This is a genomic window from Niabella yanshanensis, from assembly GCF_034424215.1.
Classification (GTDB): Bacteria; Bacteroidota; Bacteroidia; order Chitinophagales; family Chitinophagaceae; genus Niabella; species Niabella yanshanensis.
On sequence record NZ_CP139960.1, the window covers coordinates 99,280 to 115,015 of the forward strand.

General features: G+C 42.7%; 10 protein-coding genes. 7 read left to right on the forward strand and 3 right to left on the reverse strand.

Annotated elements, in window-relative coordinates; all coding sequences use genetic code 11:
• Positions 1 to 63: 63 nt before the first annotated feature.
• Positions 64 to 450 carry a VOC family protein gene (locus U0035_RS00330; RefSeq protein WP_114791334.1) on the reverse strand — a complete coding sequence of 129 codons (387 nt, stop codon included), beginning with the start codon at positions 448 to 450 and terminating at the stop codon, positions 64 to 66.
• A 308-nt stretch (positions 451 to 758) separates the two neighbouring features.
• A complete protein-coding gene (locus tag U0035_RS00335; protein ID WP_114791335.1) occupies positions 759 to 1,523 on the reverse strand; it encodes a hypothetical protein in 765 nt (254 codons plus the stop codon).
• Between the two features lie 252 nt (positions 1,524 to 1,775).
• Between U0035_RS00335 and U0035_RS00340 the strand changes: the two genes are divergently transcribed.
• From U0035_RS00340 to U0035_RS00355, 4 genes are all read left to right on the forward strand, one after another.
• Positions 1,776 to 2,642, forward strand: coding sequence for an alpha/beta hydrolase (locus U0035_RS00340; protein ID WP_114791336.1), 867 nt, complete (start codon positions 1,776 to 1,778; stop codon positions 2,640 to 2,642).
• Between the two features lie 483 nt (positions 2,643 to 3,125).
• Positions 3,126 to 4,487 (forward strand): 3-keto-disaccharide hydrolase, encoded by a 1,362-nt coding sequence (locus U0035_RS00345; protein ID WP_114791337.1) that lies wholly within the window; start codon positions 3,126 to 3,128, stop codon positions 4,485 to 4,487.
• A 148-nt stretch (positions 4,488 to 4,635) separates the two neighbouring features.
• A complete protein-coding gene (locus U0035_RS00350) occupies positions 4,636 to 6,528 on the forward strand; it encodes a beta-L-arabinofuranosidase domain-containing protein (protein ID WP_114791338.1) in 1,893 nt (630 codons plus the stop codon).
• A gap of 140 nt (positions 6,529 to 6,668) precedes the next feature.
• The gene (locus U0035_RS00355; protein ID WP_114791339.1) at positions 6,669 to 8,102 is read left to right on the forward strand and encodes a Gfo/Idh/MocA family oxidoreductase; all 1,434 of its coding nucleotides are present in this window, start codon (positions 6,669 to 6,671) and stop codon (positions 8,100 to 8,102) included.
• Positions 8,103 to 8,270: 168 nt separating this feature from the next.
• Here U0035_RS00355 and U0035_RS00360 read toward each other — a convergent pair whose 3' ends face one another.
• Positions 8,271 to 9,146 carry a helix-turn-helix domain-containing protein gene (locus U0035_RS00360; RefSeq protein ID WP_245957739.1) on the reverse strand — a complete coding sequence of 292 codons (876 nt, stop codon included), beginning with the start codon at positions 9,144 to 9,146 and terminating at the stop codon, positions 8,271 to 8,273.
• A 249-nt stretch (positions 9,147 to 9,395) separates the two neighbouring features.
• Between U0035_RS00360 and U0035_RS00365 the strand changes: the two genes are divergently transcribed.
• The 3 genes from U0035_RS00365 to U0035_RS00375 are packed head-to-tail and all read left to right on the forward strand — an operon-like array spanning position 9,396 to position 15,730.
• Entirely contained in the window at positions 9,396 to 12,587 is a 3,192-nt protein-coding gene (locus U0035_RS00365) for a SusC/RagA family TonB-linked outer membrane protein (RefSeq protein WP_245957740.1), read from the forward strand.
• A gap of 23 nt (positions 12,588 to 12,610) precedes the next feature.
• Positions 12,611 to 14,506 carry a RagB/SusD family nutrient uptake outer membrane protein gene (locus tag U0035_RS00370; protein WP_114791340.1) on the forward strand — a complete coding sequence of 632 codons (1,896 nt, stop codon included), beginning with the start codon at positions 12,611 to 12,613 and terminating at the stop codon, positions 14,504 to 14,506.
• 30 nt (positions 14,507 to 14,536) lie between these two features.
• Positions 14,537 to 15,730 (forward strand): DUF5000 domain-containing lipoprotein, encoded by a 1,194-nt coding sequence (locus U0035_RS00375; RefSeq protein ID WP_114791341.1) that lies wholly within the window; start codon positions 14,537 to 14,539, stop codon positions 15,728 to 15,730.
• The last annotated feature ends 6 nt before the right edge of the window (positions 15,731 to 15,736 follow it).

Here is a 15,736-nt window from a genome sequence, read left to right on the forward strand (position 1 = left end):
CCGGGGGAGGAGAAAGCACATTTTCAGCGGGCTGATCATGATAAACTACGCGCTGTCTTCCCACTACATATAAAATACGTTGAATTTATGACCATCCGGATCGGCAAATACGAATCCATAATAGCCGGCTCCAAATGCTTCCGGTTGGGACACTATGGTTCCACCGGCATCCTGCACGGCTGTTGCCCAGGAATCCACCTCTTCTTTGCTATCTGCCGAAAGCGTGAAAATAATTTCATTACCGGCTCTGGCATCAATCGCAGGCCCCTTCATATTGGGTTCCAGTACGTCTTTCAAAAAGAAATGTATGATAAAGTTGTCTTCGCCGAAGGAGAAACTGGTTAGCTGTTCTGAGGCTCCGTTAGGGCGAAATCCCAGTTTTTTGTAGAATCGGGTGGTGCGTTCTAAATTAAGTACACTAAAATTGGCCCAGATTTTTTTTGTTTTCATATAGAAAGAGTTTAGAATTACAGCATTACTTCAACAGCCGGATCATTGATCCATCTATCTCCCTGACCAGTTCCCGGCATCTTTACCAAGATAAATAATATAATGGAAACGGGTAGTTTAAACCCGTGTTTATAGTTTGGCATCCTTATTGCCTATCATAGAACAGAACTTTTATCCTTAGAAAATTAATCCGTTAACTATGAAACGCAAGTTGATGTTGAGCATCGGGTGATGCAAAATGGTATTATTTGATGAATCAGCATATTACTGGAAGTGAAGCGGGCTTTGTCCGCTTTATTTTTTTTGCGCTATTGTTGCTCTTGCAGGGCTGCAGCATGTTTAATCAACTCTTTTTCCTTTTTCAACACAACACCTCCGGCGGCTTTTAAAACCTTCCATGTATCCCGGGTTTGTTCAAGAACCAGCACTTCATGTTTTGCATTGGTTATCAGGCAAAGATCGGGTGCATCTTCTGACCTGTAGAACGTAAAATGGTAAGAGGTTTTTCCTATCTTTTTATCAGCTGTGATGTCTTCTTCTTCAGCAATTGTTATTTCAGGCTCGGGGAGTTTTACTTTCTCAGCCCGGGGTGAACTTTTCTTCTCCTTTGTTGAATTCAGCTTTACTTTTTTGGGGTCGTAATCCGGAACCATCAGGCTTATTGTTCTGCTTAGATCCCCGCCAAACACATCTTCCTCTTCAACAAATTTATCCTTGAATTTTTGTATCACAGTGCCTCCCGGGGTCTTCTTAATAATGAATCTTCCCTTTAGTTTTTTACCATCCAGTATGAATGAAAAAGATCTGTTTTTTATACCATTCTTTAGCTTCTTTTCTGCACTTCCTTTATTATCACCCTTATTTACCGTATAAGTTCCCTGGTCGTAAACCTGCTTTCGCGGAATATCTTTTGGCGATATATCCCTTAACCGCGTAACCTTACGTGCAAAGCGGTTGTCCTGCGATGGCGGATAATAACTCCACCAGCAATAATAAATGCTACCTGCTTCCAGGCAAATGTGGAACTCTTTTGAATTGGGTTGATATACTTTAAATTGAGGAAGATCTTTCATAATAGTATGAACGTATTTGTATTACTAATGATGCTATACCTACACAAGAACTATTCCACAGCCAGGCCAGGCATCATGATAGCTTAAAGTTGAGTTGTTATCATTAACCATGGGCAATGGGACTGAAAATATGGTGATCCGTTGATGGCTGTAATGATGTTTAAACTGTAATAATGATTGTTCATGGTATTGACATTATAGGAGTAACAGGATTTTTAATATCTTGGCTGCATCAATTGTAAACAATTAACGATGCATAAAATAGTAGCCCTTCTTCTTGCCAACCTGGCTGTACTCACATCTTTTTCACAGGAAAAAATAAATCTATACCCGGATGGCCAAATTCCTTTTGCCAAAGCAGGCACTGAAATTCCAACGATAACAGTATTCCGGCCTTCAAAAAATACGGCCAAAGGAACGGCTGTTATTGTATGCTCGGGCGGCGGTTATGGAGGAAGAGCTAATAAAGTAGAAGGGATCCCGGCTTGTACAAAACTGACAGAAGCCGGGATAACTGCTTTCCTGGTAGATTACCGCGTACCCAACGATCAAAAGATGGATCATAAGGAATGGGTGCCGCTAACCGATGCGCAGCGCGCGATTCAATACGTGAGAGAAAATGCCAGGCTTTATAAGATCGATGGCAACAGGATCGGTATCATGGGCTTCTCCGCTGGCGGTCACCTCGTATCTACAGTGGGAACTCAGTTTTTCGAAACAAAATTGCAGAATACAAAAGGAACCAGCCTGAGACCGGATTTTATGATACTGGTGTACCCGGTGATCAGCTTTGCAGACAGCCTGGCACATTTGGGTTCCAGGAAAAACCTGGTAGGACCAGATATAACATCTGAGGAAATCCGTAAGTATTCAAGTGAGCTGAATGTAACGGAACAAACGCCACCCACGTACATTACATCGGGGATGGATGATAAAGTAGTGGACGTGAAAAACTGCCTGTATTTTTCTGCAGCGCTAAAACAAAAAAACGTACCGGTAGAACTGTTTTTATACGAAAAGGGAAAACATGGCTACGGTGTGTTCAATAAAGAAGCACAACTTCAATGGATTGATGACTGTATCAGCTGGATTAAAAGGGAGCCGTATAAACGGAAATAGTAGTTGTCAGATGTTTTTTAAAACTAACGTTTATAAACAAGTTAACCTGTTTTAGCATTTATAGCAACCATTAACTACGTTGGCATCCGGATCTTTCCTGCTTGCTCTTTTCAATAGGTATAATTATTTATTGTTATCCAGGTTTAACACACGCAATCCATGCATTAAAGTATTTCTTATATGAATATGCTTATTTGACTTTAATGATGTTGAGTTTTGTTGAATGGCGATTAGCCTGTTAAGAAAGTATAGGTTTTCAACGCGAAAGTGAAATAAAGCAATAAGCGATTGCAATATTTTTGTGCTGGGTGTGACTGTAAAGATTTGCCATAGTCATTGTTTAAAATAAATGAGCACTTTGTTGCTGAATAGCTTTTGGAGCGGACAAGATGCTCGTGGTTGCAGATGCTTTTTTACTGCTGCATGAAATAATAAGTCTAACGATCAAACAAGAGGGTTAAAACAATATACTAAATATTATACATGAAACAAATAATAGGCACAGCCTTATTACTGGCATTTGGCATCGGCTCGCATGCCCAAAAAGGCTGGCAATCGCTATTTGATGGGAAAACGCTTGCTGGATGGAACAAGGTAGCCGGCGCCGCTAAATATATGATAGAAGATAATGCTATCGTTGGGGTAACAGTGGTGAATACGCCTAATACTTTTTTGCTTACCGATAAAACATACAGTGACTTTATCCTGGAGCTGGATGTGAAAATAGAAGATAATGCTACTAATTCGGGCATCCAGTTCAGGAGTAATTACGATGCATCAGCTGCCAATGGTAAAGGAAAGGTTTCCGGATATCAATACGAGCTGGACCCCTCGCCCAGAGCCTGGACCGGTGGCATATATGACGAAGCACGCAGAGGCTGGCTGTATCCGCTTGACTTAAATGATGCAGCTAGGGTAGCCTATAAAAAAGGGCAGTATAATAGGGTGAGAATTGAATGCAAGGGAGCAGTAACACAAACCTTTGTCAATGGTATACCGGCAGCCATTTTGGTGGATACGATGAACACCAGTGGGTATATAGCCTTACAGGTGCATAGCATAGGGGCCAGCAAGGTAGATGGTCAAAAGATATATTGGAAGAATATCCGGGTCAATACCAGCGATGTAAAGTTGTCACCTGTTAAAAATGTTTATACGGTTAACAATATCCCAAACAATTTGTCGTCGCCGGAAAAAAGCCAGGGCTGGTCTTTGCTATTCGACGGAAAAACCATGAAGGGGTGGCGGAGCGCTAAAGGCAATAGCTTTCCTTCGAAAGGATGGGGCATCGAAAACGGGGAGCTTAAAGTACTCCCTTCCGATGGTGCTGAATCTATGAATGGCGGAGATATTGTAACCAATAAAGAGTATGCAGCATTTGATCTCACTTTCCAATTTAAATTAACACCCGGGGCTAATAGTGGCGTCAAATATTATGTGACTTTAAAAGAAAAGAATGAAGGATCCGCCATTGGTCCCGAATACCAGATATTAGACGATAAGCTGCACCCCGATGCCAAATTGGGAAAAGATGGTAATCGTACGATGGCCTCGCTATACGATCTTATTGCATCTAAAAAAGACCCCAGGGCTTTTAAAGCCATTGGTCAATGGAATACCGGACGAATACTGGCGCAGGAAAACGGCCAGGTTACTTATTTTCTGAATGGAATACCGCTGGTTCAATTTGTAAGAGGTTCAGAAGATTTCAAAAAATTAGTAGCCGGGAGTAAATACAAAGAGTGGCAACGCTTTGGAGAAGCTGAAAAAGGTCATATTCTCTTACAGGATCATGGGAATGAAGTAAGCTTCAGAAGTATAAAAGTTAAAGAGCTATCAAAGTAATTATTTGATTAACGATAGCGGTTTGTGAAACTGAAGATGGACTTTTTTGCATGGTCAAGCTGGCAGCTGATATTAATGAACCTCGGGAAATCAATAAAAGATCATCTATTATAAGGAGTGATGCCTTAAGTATTTTAAATTCACGGTTATGATACAATTGCTTTTCACCCCTCGTCCCAGGAAATCTTTCGTTTTTATCATTTGTTGGATGCTGATAACAGGCAACCTCGTTGCACAGGTAAAAGATGAGCTATGGCCACTACCAGCGAACGCCGTTCAGTTAGAAGGATATCTTAATACCTACATGACCCGGTCACTGGTCAATTGGAATAAAGGTGTGGTGCCCTACGCGTCTTTTGCAGGATTTTTCCGAAACGGGAGACCTCAATTTGCTTTAGGAGAAATGTGGGGTAAGTCGGTGCGTTCAGCATCTATGTTTTACCGGTACAAAAGTGACGAAGAATTGAAGCATATTCTTGAAAAAACCGTAAAAGACCTTATGTCAACGCAAAGACCTGATGGAAGCATCAGCTGCGTTGAACCGGCGTTTCAGCCGGATGAAAGCGATCTTTGGGAGCGCAAGTATGTATTGCTGGGCCTCTTAAGTTACTACAACTATGTGGCGCGGGATAATGCTGTACTTAAAAGTATAGAGAAACAGGCGGATAATATCATGACGCTGATAGGTCCTGCTCCCAAAAAAAATATTATTGATGTTGGGTGGAGCGCTAAAAATATAGGTTTCGAGGAAACGCATATTGAATCGAGTTCTTTACTCGAGCCTTTTATGCAACTGTATCAACTTACAGGAAAAAAGTCTTACCTGGATTTTGCAAAATACATTATACAAAGTGGCGGTAGCAAACACCATAATATTTTTGAAGCGGCTTTTAATAATACAGAGCCGTATAAAATGTGTGGTCATTACCCAAAAGCCTACGAAATGCTTTCTGTGTTTGAAGGACTTGCAGATTATTACAGAACGGCGGGAGATCCAAGACACAGGCAAATGCTGTTAAACCTGTACAAAAATGTCAGGGAAAAGGAAATAACGATCATTGGCAATGGCGGGGGAGATTTGCCGCATCATCCTGCCGTGCAAGGCGAAGCCTGGAATAATACTGCCTCCGAACAAACCAACCCGAAGATGGACCGGATGATGGAAACCTGTGTAGGTGTAACCTGGATGAAATACAGCAGCCATATATTACGCCTGTTTGCCGATCCTCTGGCGGTGGACGATATAGAGAAATATATTTATAACGGATTAATTGGTTCTATGAAACCTAACGGACAGGGATTTAGCTATGTCAATCGTTTAAATGGTTTAAAAACAATCAACACCGGTTGGGGCACAGATATTGGTAATTTAAGAGTTACCTGCTGTAATTTAAATGGTCCGATGGGATTGGCTTACATTCCCTATATCGCTGTGATGAATTCAGGTTTGGGCCCTGTTATTAATCTGTTCAATGCAGGAAAGGTGCAAATGCAAACACCCAAAGGGCAGCGGCTTTCAATTACGATGAAAACCGATTACCCCGTTTCAGGGAAAGTTTCCATAAAGATTTCGACACCTCAAAAAGAGAAATTTGCATTAAGAATCAGAATTCCCGGATGGAGCCAATCCAATACTGTAACAGTCAATAAACAAAAAGTAACAGTAGAAGCGGGCACTTATGCTAAAATAGAAAGAAACTGGAATGATGATGAGATCGAACTAAACCTGGATATGCGGTGCAGAATATTGGATGCGCCCAGAGGGAGCAATAGGGACGGGGATTTTTTTAAAGCATTGGTACGGGGCCCGGTGGTATTATCAAGGGATGAGAATATTGATAGCCTATTCAACAGGCCGGTATCTGTTTTAAGCAATAACGGTTACGTACCATTAACGATTGAGAAGCCTTCATTGCCGGGTACGCTGATGCAGTTCAGAGTACCTGTAAAAGGTGGATTTATATCTGTCGTAAATTATGCATCTGTAAATAGCTGGGATGGTAAGAAGATTGCTACCTGGTTACCGATGCAATTGAATTAATCCGATATGCCTTGAGTTTTAATATTCAGAAATTTAATTAAGGCAGGGGCTTAAAGGCGTTCGAAACGCGTAAAACCAAAAATGCATCTGTAAAATAAGCGATAACTAAATATTCACAACAAAAGTAAATAGTAATAATAATGGCCATTACCGAGCATACCAATAGCCGCAGGAAATTTATTAAACAATCTGCAGTGGGCGCAACGGGGCTCCTGCTCTTGCCTTCGTTCCTAAAAGCCTCACGGGGTCTGATGACGGGCGCTAATGAAAAAGTGAATCTCGCCTGCATAGGGATTGGAAACAGGGGTGGAGAAATTATTGCAGAGTTCGGTAAAACCGGGCTGGCCAATATTGTGGCCTTATGTGATGTAGATATGGGCGCTCCTCAAACCGTCAAAGTGATGAACATGTTTCCAGCCGCGAAAAGATTCCAGGATTTCAGGAAAATGTTTGATCAAATGGGTAACCAGATAGATGCTGTTTGCATCGGCGTGCCCGATCATTCTCATTTTCCCATTACCATGCATGCGATGATGCTGGGGAAACACGTATATGTTGAAAAGCCCATGGCACGTACGTTTCGCGAGAATGAGCTGTTAATGAAAGCAGCCCGGAAATATAAGAATGTAGTGACACAAATGGGTAACCAGGGGCATTCGGAAGCCAATTATTTTCAGTTTAAAACATGGGTTGAAGCAGGTGTTATCAAAGATGTAACGAAGATAACCGCACACATGAATAGTCCGCGTCGCTGGCATGGCTGGGACCCTGCTATCAAAAACTTTCCCGCAATGGAGTCAACTCCAGCCAGCCTGGACTGGGATTTATGGCATAGCGCTGTCAGAAAACAACATAACTATAACAGAGATTTTGTCAACGGTCAATGGCGATGCTGGTACGACTTTGGCATGGGGGCACTCGGCGACTGGGGCGCTCATATACTGGATACTGCGCACCAGTTTCTGGACCTGGGTCTGCCAGAGGAAGTCAATTCATTGAAATCAACCGGTCACAATAATTTTTTCTTTCCCATGTCGAGTACCATTGAATTTAAGTTTCCTAAAAGAGGAGATAAGCCGCCTGTAACGATTACCTGGTACGATGGTATTGATAATCTTCCGCCCATACCCGAGGGCTATGGCGTTTCGGGGCTCGATCCCAATATACCACCACCAAGCACAGGTACCTTGGAGCCGGTTAAACTAAACCCCGGTAAGATCATCTACTCTAAAGACCTTACGTTTAAAGGTGCATCACATGGTAGTACCTTATCGATTATTCCGGAGCAGAAAGCTAAAGAGCTGCAGTCGCAGCTACCGCAGGTGCCTCTGTCAACTTCCAATCATTATAAAAACTTTTTACTGGCCTGCAAGGGGCTGGAAGAAACCCGGTCTCCCTTTGAAATAGCAGGCCCGCTGAGCCAGGTTTTTTCGCTGGGTGTATTAGCACAGCAAACAAACGGGCAACTGAAGTTTGACAGGGCTAAAAAGAAAATCACCAATCATAGCCTTGCCAATTCTCTCCTCGAAGGAGCTCCTCCAAGGAAGGGTTGGGAACAATATTATAAAGTTTAAGTCATTTTACGGGCGATAGCATTTAAAAGCACTTTCTTTGGAACCCCCGGCGTACCTGGTTATCATCCTGATAATCGGGTACGCTTTTTATAAGGCAGGCCCGCAGGTTTTAAATCTGAGAAATAGCCTGGCCGATTCAACACCATTCAGGAAATAACCTGCCTCTCATTAGTCGACCTTGTTGCTTAAAAAACGTTTGCGATAATCTTTGGGTATCAGTCCATGAATCTTACGAAAGTGCCGATAGAAATTGGACAGGTTATCAAAACCGCTTTTATACCCTATTTCAGAAATTGAAAATTGATTTTCTGTGATCAGCTTACAGGCATGCGCAATCCTCACTTCCGTTACATAGTCGGTAAAGGTTTTTCGTGTATGGGTCTTAAAATACCTGGAAAAGGCGGGTACACTCATATTCAGCTGTTGGGCAATGGTCTCCACATATATTTTTTGCTTGAAGTTTTTTAAGATAAACTCTATTGCCTGCGTGATCTTTTGCGTATTGTCATTGCTCCTGGCCGAAAAGTCAAAAGTTAACAGCTGTTCCAGTTCTTTGCTTTCAGAAAGAATGATCAGCATTTCCAGCAGGCTGACCAGGCGTTGCGGCGGTGTCTCATCCCGCATAGCATAGAGTTTGCTGATGATAATTTCTTTGGTGGTTCCCTGTATTTCCAAAACATAGCAGCACTTTTCCAGTAGTATTTTTACCTGCTTCATTTCAGGTATCAGCAAAAAATCTCTACCCAGGAAGTCTTCAGTAAAGTGAATAAAAATAGACTGCGCCGAAAGTGTATGTTTCTGATGATAGAATACATCATCATTCCTGTAAAAATGAGGAACCTGCGGGCCTATCAGGCAGAGATCCCCATCCTCAAAGCGGTTAACATTATCACCTATAAATCTTGTTCCGGTACTCTTATCTATTAGCACCAGCTCGAATTCTTTATGAAAATGCCACTGCATGGGGAAAAATTCCATAATGAGCTCTTTATAGATGAAGCTGGCATCAGGGTTTACAGGTAATTTATGGAGCTGAGGTTTCAAATCAATCGTTTTTATCAGGAAAACAGGTGTGCAGTGTAAAAATATTTGTTTTGTATGTTAAGCAGTCAATATATTGCCGTTTATTGTTAATAAAGTATACAATTTATGCAAAATAGTGAAGGAAACGGGTGTTTTAAAAAGATATTTTTGTCTTCCAATAACGATACTTGTTCCTTAATTGTTAAAGCGATTTTTTGTCATCAGTAATACAATCCATTGAATTGTATTAACAACCAAGAGTAAATTTTTATGAAGAAAAGATGTCTGCAGTCCGGCTCCGGAAGGGCTCTTTTATTGATGTGTCCCGGATGGACAAAACTATTCCTGCTGTTTATAATGGCACTCAGCATTGAATCATTGCACGCCAATGAACCCGCTCCCGGCTTCGTTAATGTCTGGTTGCAATTACAGGTGTCAGGTAAGGTAATGAGCGATGAGGGTAATGATCTTGCCGGTGTGAATATACTGGAGAAAGGTACCGGTAACGGAGTGGTTACCGACAGCAGTGGCGCATTTATCATTACTGTAAAAGATGAAAAAGCCGTGCTGGTATTTTCAGCTGTGGGTTTTGTCACGCAGGAAGTGGTAGTAAAAGATAATAGCGCCAAGTCGATTGTACTGGTAAGAGAACAAAGCAATATGGATGAGGTTGTGATCGTGGGTTTCGGTAAACAGAAGCGAAGTGATATGGTAGGCTCGGTAACCTCCATCAATGCGGAAGAGTTTAAGAAGAATCCATCAAGCAACCTTACTACGGCACTGGCGGGAAGAGTAGCCGGTATTATCGCCTATCAGCGAAGTGGTGAACCTGGCCAGGATAATGCAGATTTCTTCATCAGGGGTGTTACCACCTTTGGCTACAAAGTAGATCCGTTGATACTTATCGATAACATGGAAGTAACAACCACGCAGCTGGCGCGTTTAACACCTGATGATATCGCCAGTTTTAGTATTATGAAAGATGCCACGGCTACGGCAGTATATGGTGCCAGGGGTGCGAATGGCGTTATTCTGGTTACCACCAAGCAGGGCCGCGAAGGAAAAGCTGTTTTATCCTTACGGGCAGAGAATTCTATATCCACGCCCACTACCGATGTGGAGCTTGCCGACCCGGTAACCTTTATGAAACAATATAATGAAGCGGTATACACGCGTACACCTTTGGGGCAGTTGAATCCTAATACTGTTTTATATTCTGATGAAAAGATCATGAATACCGAATTGGGAGTCAACCCTTATGTGTACCCCGCTAACGACTGGCGTAAGATGATGTTTAAAGATTATGCAATGAACCAGCGTATGAACATAAATATAAGTGGTGGCGGTGGTGTAGCCCAATATTTCGTTTCGGGTACCTTTAATAAAGATAATGGCGTTTTAAAAACCGATCAGCGCAACAACTTCAATAACAATATTGATCTTAAAAGCTATTCGCTTCGTTCCAATGTTAATATCAAAGTAAACAAAACAACCGGCCTGGTAGTACGCCTGAGTGGTAATTTTGATGATTACACCGGACCCATTTATGGAGGGGCGGCCATGTATGAAAGGGTAGTGAGGTCCAATCCTGTTTTATTCCCCGCTTATTTCCCTCAGGATGAGCAAACGCAATACATCAAGCACATTATGTATGGAAACTTTGGTAACGGGGATTACCGGAACCCTTATGCTGATATGACACGTGGGTTCAGGGATTATTCAACTTCTACCATGGCTGCACAACTCGAACTGAAACACGATTTCTCTTATGTAACAGAGGGGCTGTCATTCGAAGCGATGATGAATACGAACCGCTATGCTTATTTTGATGTGTTGCGATCTTATAACCCGTTTTACTACACCTTGAATGGCTATGATAAGTTTACTGATACCTATGGGATCAGCAATCTGAATCCCGCCACGGCTACAGAATACCTGAGTTATGAGCCGGGCGATAAGGTAGTGAATTCAACCTTCTATATGCAGTCGATGCTGAACTATAAACGCACGTTTAATGAAAAGCATGGACTGAGTGGCCTGGTGGTATTTATGATGCGCGAGTACCTTAATGCCAATGCTTCAGATCTGCAGCTATCATTACCTTTCAGGAACCTGGGCGTATCAGGCCGCGGTACTTATTCTTACGATAATAAGTATTTTCTCGAATTTAACTTTGGTTATAATGGTTCCGAGAGGTTTCATAAGTCCAAAAGATTCGGGTTCTTCCCTTCGGCCGGTATGGCATGGACCGTTTCCAACGAGAAGTTTTTTGAGCCAATAAAAGACGTGGTAACGAGCCTGCGTTTAAGAGCCACTTATGGTTATGTGGGTAACGATGCGATCGGTTCGCCACAGGATCGTTTCTTTTTTCTTTCCAATGTTAACATGAATGATGCCGCCCGCAGAGCTATTTTCGGAAGAGATCAAACCTGGTCGGCCAATGGTATTTCTTTGAGCCGGTATGCCAATGAAGACATTACCTGGGAAACAGCTGCAAAGCAAAACTACGCGATAGAGTTAGGCTTATTCAATAAGATCAATATCCAGGCTGATTTCTTTTATGAGTACCGGAATAATATTCTCATGACAAGAAGTTATGTACCGGTTACTATGGGACTTTCAGCACCTATACGCGCCAACGTGGGGGAAGCCTCCAGCCAGGGGGTGGATATTTCATTGGATTATAAACATAACTGGAATAGCTGGTGGCTGACCGCAAGAGGTAATTTTACTTATGCTACCAACAAGTATCGCAAATTCGAGGAACCTCAATATACTGAACCGTATCGTTATAAAGTAGGCAACTCTATCAACCAATGGTATGGATACATTGCAGAAAAACTCTTTGTAGATGACTATGAAGCTTACAACTCACCCGCCCAGCCTTTTGGCGAATATCGTGGCGGTGACATTAAATATCTTGATGTAAACAGGGACGGAAGAATATCTGAAGCAGATATCGTTCCGATCGGTAATCCTGTTGTTCCGGAAATTGTTTACGGTTTTGGTTTCTCTTTGGGTTATAAAAGCTTTGATTGCTCGGCTTTCTTCCAGGGCCTGACCAATGAATCTTTCTGGATAGATGTAGCCAAAACCTATCCTTTCGTGGATCAGACGCAGTTGCTCGGCGCTTATGCCAATAGTCATTGGTCGGAGGATAACCAGGATGTGTATGCGCTTTGGCCAAGACTAAGCACCACCATCATTAATAATAATACACAAACCAGTACCTGGTTTATGCGCGACGGTACTTTCCTTCGTTTAAAACAAGCAGAGCTCGGCTATACACTACCCGCTAAACTGCAGAGCAAGATCAAAACTACCAACTTCCGCATATTTGTTAACGGTAGCAATTTGCTCACCTTCAGCAGGTTTAAGCTCTGGGATGTGGAAATGGCCGGTAATGGGCTGGGCTACCCGGTACAGCGTGTATTTAATATCGGACTTAACGTGAATTTTTAGAAGCATCAATAAAGGAAATTGTTATGAGAAATAAAAGATCTATCCATCATATTTTCAGATTAGCAGTATTGCTGATCCTGGTTTCAGGGTGTAAAAAATACCTCGATGTGGTGCCGGATAATATAGCTACTCTTGATAATGCATTTACTGTAAGAACGCAGGCGCAAAAGTTCCTGGCAACCTGTTATTCTTATATGCCCCGTAACGGCGATTTCGCGTCTGATCCGGCTATGCAGGGTGGCGATGAGATATGGCGTATTATTACCAATGGAGGAAATATGTTCAACATAGCCAGGGGATTAATGAACGCTACCGATCCTTACGGAGACAACTGGCAGGCGATGTACCGGGCTTTAAGGGACTGCAATATTTTTTTAGAGAATATCGATAAAGTGCCTGATATGGAAGCGCCCGAAAAAGCACGCTGGGCCAGTGAAGTGAAATTTTTAAAAGCTTACTATCATTTTATATTGGTAAGAATGTATGGGCCCATACCACTGGTAAAGCAAAACCTACCCATTTCGGCTACACCAGAAGAAGTAAAAGTGATGAGGGATCCGGTAGACTCCTGTTTCAACTATATTACCCAATTGATTGATGAGTCAGTAGAATACCTGCCTGTCGCTATCAACGACCCCATGAATGAGCTCGGAAGAGTGACGCTTCCCATTGCACTCTCTATTAAAGCGAAAGTGCTGGTTACTGCCGCAAGCCCTTTATTTAATGGCAACCAGGACCAGGTAGACCTAAAAAATCCAAACGGAGTAGCCTTATTCAATACGACCTACCAGGCGTCCAAATGGGAACGGGCCCTGCAAGCATGCAAAGAAGCGGTAGATGTATGTGAGAGCGCTGGTTACAAACTTTACCTGTTTGCGCCAACGGTTGGTGTCAATAATCTGTCAGATACCATTTCAACTCAAATGAGTATCAGGAACTCACTGTGCGAAAAATGGAACAGTGAGATTCTTTGGGCCAATACACAAACCAATTCCAGTAGTGTACAGGTTTTGGCGACTACATTTGTTGATCCTTTGTTCTTAGATAACTGGCCATTAAGAGGGGAGCTCTCGCCACCTATGAAAATTGCAGAACAGTTTTATAGTGCCAATGGTGTGCCCATTGAAGAAGATAAATTCTGGGACTATAGTTCGAGATATACTTTAAGGGAAGCTACAGAACAGGATCAGCTTTATGTAAGACGAAACTATTTAACGGCCCGCCTTCATTTTGACAGGGAGCCGCGTTTCTACGCCGACCTGGGTTTTGATGGCGGAGTTTGGTATGGGCAAGGGAAATACGATGATGCCAAACCGGATGAATTGTTTTACCTGGAGGCGATGGGAAGCCAGCGTAATGGCAGTAACCTGGCAGACAGAGGGACCATTACCGGATATTTTATCAAAAAATATGTACACTTCCAAAATGTGATTGGTGCAGGTACTGCTTATTCAGTTACTAACTATCCCTGGCCCATTATGCGGTTGGCCGATGTTTACCTCCTGTATGCAGAAGCCTTAAACGAGGTAAATGGTCCGGGCGAAACCGCTTTTCGTTACATAGACCTGGTAAGGGAAAGAGCCGGACTGAACGGGGTTGTGACCTCCTGGGCAACCTATTCGAACCAGCCGGATAAACCGCAAACAAAAGAAGGGTTAAGAAGCATTGTTAAACAGGAACGATTGATCGAACTGGCTTTTGAGGGACAAAGGTTCTGGGATCTGAGGCGGTGGAAAGATGCGGCATCGGCGCTGAACCAGCCCGTTGTTGGTTGGGACCTGAAGCAGAAAGTGGCTTCGGCTTACTATCGCCCTAAAGTGATCTTTGACCAGCGCTTTGGCACCAGGGATTATTTCTGGCCCATAAAAGATGAATATATATTAGTGAACAGGAACCTGGTGCAGAACACCGGTTGGTAAACAAATCTGTGAATCTTATAAGAAGGTAACATGAAAAGTAGAAATAGTATATTAATAACCTTATTAGTAGCAGGTGTTATAGTAATAACTTCCTGTGCGAAAACAGAGCGTCTGGACCACCTGGATATGTCTAAGCCGGCACCCGCGCAGGTATTTGATGTGGTGGTGCAGCCTACGCCCGGCGGCGGCATTATAAAATATAAACTGCCTGATGATGTTAATTTATCTTATGTAAAGGCTGTTTATGAAGTAAGGCCCGGCACTGTACAGGAAGCAAAAGCTTCCAGGTATTATGATACCATAAGGGTTGAAGGTTTTGGGCACATGCTGGATCACAGTGTAAAGCTGATCAGCGTGGGACGTAATGAAAAAGAATCAGACCCGTTAGAAATAAGCGTAAGGCCACTTACTCCTCCGGTATTGTCTGTTTTTACTACGATTGATCTTTCAGCAACTTTTGGCGGTGTAAAAGTGGCTTTTGAAAATCCCAGCAGGGAAAACCTGGCTATTGTGGTAATGTCTGATTCAACAGGCAAAGACACCTGGGCCCCGGTTACAACTTTCTTCACCAGTAGTCCTAAAGCCGCTTTTTCGGCAAGGGGCATGGCCAGTAAGGAAAGAAGGATAGGTATTTTTATAAGGGACAGATGGGGCAACCGTTCAGATACATTGGTTAAAGCCATAACGCCTTTGCCGGAAACCTTTATATCAAAAACCAATTTCAAGCTGGTGAAGCTTCCAACAGATACCTGGCAAAATACTTTTAACTACAACATAGAAAAAATATGGGATGGCGTTACCAATAACTCGGAAAACGTATGGATCGTTTCGGCTACTTATGCCGTACCTCAGTGGTTTACGCTGGATATGGGCCTCACAGCTACATTCAGCAGGATGAAAGTGTACCAGCGCAGGGCCTATCCCTATATCGCGCCCATGATCAAATCATTTGAAATTTATGGAAGTAATAACCCCGATCCCGATGGCGGATGGAATAACTGGCGACTGATGGGTTCTTTCACTTCGGTAAAACCCTCCGGGTTGCCCTTCGGATCTACAACTGCCGAAGACGTGGAGTATGCAGTAGTTAATGGAGAAGATTTTGACTTCGAGCCGGTAAATACCTTCCCTGCAAGATATATACGTTTTAAAACATTAGAAACCTGGGCGCCCGGCGGCGGGGTACAAACTTCCGAAATTTCATTCTGGGGTGAAGTAAATTAAACTGTT

What these genes read in the sequence shown, in the direction of transcription:
- U0035_RS00335 (WP_114791335.1), bottom strand. Translation starts at nt 1,523, where the DNA reads ATGAAAGATCTTCCTCAATTTAAAGTATATCAACCCAATTCAAAAGAG.
- U0035_RS00355 (WP_114791339.1), top strand. Translation starts at nt 6,669, where the DNA reads ATGGCCATTACCGAGCATACCAATAGCCGCAGGAAATTTATTAAACAA.
- U0035_RS00375 (WP_114791341.1), top strand. Translation starts at nt 14,537, where the DNA reads ATGAAAAGTAGAAATAGTATATTAATAACCTTATTAGTAGCAGGTGTT.
- U0035_RS00330 (WP_114791334.1), bottom strand. Translation starts at nt 450, where the DNA reads ATGAAAACAAAAAAAATCTGGGCCAATTTTAGTGTACTTAATTTAGAA.
- U0035_RS00340 (WP_114791336.1), top strand. Translation starts at nt 1,776, where the DNA reads ATGCATAAAATAGTAGCCCTTCTTCTTGCCAACCTGGCTGTACTCACA.
- U0035_RS00365 (WP_245957740.1), top strand. Translation starts at nt 9,396, where the DNA reads ATGAAGAAAAGATGTCTGCAGTCCGGCTCCGGAAGGGCTCTTTTATTG.
- U0035_RS00345 (WP_114791337.1), top strand. Translation starts at nt 3,126, where the DNA reads ATGAAACAAATAATAGGCACAGCCTTATTACTGGCATTTGGCATCGGC.
- U0035_RS00350 (WP_114791338.1), top strand. Translation starts at nt 4,636, where the DNA reads ATGATACAATTGCTTTTCACCCCTCGTCCCAGGAAATCTTTCGTTTTT.
- U0035_RS00370 (WP_114791340.1), top strand. Translation starts at nt 12,611, where the DNA reads ATGAGAAATAAAAGATCTATCCATCATATTTTCAGATTAGCAGTATTG.